Source organism: Nocardia acidivorans NBRC 108247 (assembly GCF_001625085.1).
GTDB classification, from domain to species: Bacteria; Actinomycetota; Actinomycetes; order Mycobacteriales; family Mycobacteriaceae; genus Nocardia; species Nocardia acidivorans.
Genome location: NZ_BDAW01000156.1, coordinates 1 through 982 on the forward strand (window position 1 = coordinate 1; position 982 = coordinate 982).

The 982-nt window shown below is 73.3% G+C and carries 1 pseudogene; it reads right to left on the reverse strand.

The features are described from left to right. Window positions 1–982, reverse strand: a pseudogene (locus tag NA10_RS37895) (LuxR C-terminal-related transcriptional regulator); the annotation flags it as partial.

Here is a 982-nt window from a genome sequence, read left to right on the forward strand (position 1 = left end):
GCCAGGGCGGCGGCCTGCGGATCGCCCGCCGCCGCGGCGGCCTTCAGCCGATGCGCGTGCGGCAGTAGATCGTTCGGGCATTCCCGGGCGATGGCGGCCTGAATCGCGTACCAGTGGAACGCATTCGACCACGCGGGCGGATCACCGACACCGCGCAGCAGCTCACCGGCCGCCGCCACCAGCGCCTCGACCCGCCCCTCATCCCGCAATCGGATTCCGGCAAGCCATAATTCGCCGATCGGCAACAGCGCGAGCAGATCCGCGCCCACCTCGTCGAAGAGCGGATAGGCGGCCTGCCAGGCCAGGGTCAGCGCCGTGTGATCCCCACCGCGCCTGGCCAATCCGACGAGCACCCCGTGCGCCAGCAGTCGATCCCGGGCGTCCAGCTTCGCGATATCGAGCCCGTCGAGCACCGCGGCGGCCGACCGCTCATCCCCGCCCAACATGGCCACCCACGCGGCCAGCACCCGACCCTGTGGATCCGCCCCGACGCCCCGCAAAGCGTCTGCCGCCCTGCGCGGTTCACCCATACTCAGGCACAGCAGTACCGCGATCGACACCGCCGAACAGGGCAGGAACCGATCCCCGCCGTTCTCCCCGGGCCCCACCCCCGAATGCGCCGCGTGAATCAGCGCCGACGCGGCGGCGACCGCCGCTGCGCGCGCGGCGTCCACTCGACGCACCGGTGTCGGTCGCGGGATGGGGCCGGAGTTCAGGGCGGCGAATTCCGCCGTGTCCATTCCCGTCGCGGAGGGGACCGAGGGAACATCACCGGCCGCGAACCCGGCCGGCGACGTATCGGCTCGCGCACTCCCGGCGGCGAATTCCGCCGTCGCCGTATCCTCGGCGGGGGTGAAAGTGGCTGGTGGGCGGGCGGATTCGACCGAGTCCGCGAGCGCCTCGGCGATCAGGGCCGCGCGGGCGGTGGCCTCGGTGGGCGGCCAGTGCGCGGCGGAGGCGGAGAAGGCGTGGGCGGCGGCGG